1 pseudogene is annotated in these 321 nt (G+C 66.7%); it reads left to right on the plus strand.

The annotated features are described in order from the left end of the window. Positions 1-321: pseudogene (locus ACPW96_RS23325) on the plus strand (hypothetical protein); the annotation flags it as partial.

Genomic DNA, 321 nt, shown 5'->3' on the forward strand with positions numbered 1-321 from the left:
GGTCAGCAAGCTGCTGCTGCGGCACGGGATCGTCTACGACGACGGTGACGCCTGGACGACCAAGCACGACCGTTGGCTGGCCCAGCAACATCTGGCGGGCGCGGCATCACGGGCCGCGTTCGACGCCGAGTATGAGACGGTGCTGCAGATCAAAGCACGCCGGGACCGGCTGGACCGGGCCATCGAGGACCTCGCGGGAGACAGCGAGTTCACCCCGATCGTGCGACGGTTAGGTTGTCTCCGCGGGATCAGCACGCTGACCGGGTTCGCGTTAGCGGTCGAGATCGGCGACTGGGACCGGTTCACCGGGAACAGTATCGG

This window comes from Micromonospora sp. DT81.3, assembly GCF_049847225.1.
GTDB lineage: Bacteria > Actinomycetota > Actinomycetes > Actinomycetales > Microbacteriaceae > Microbacterium.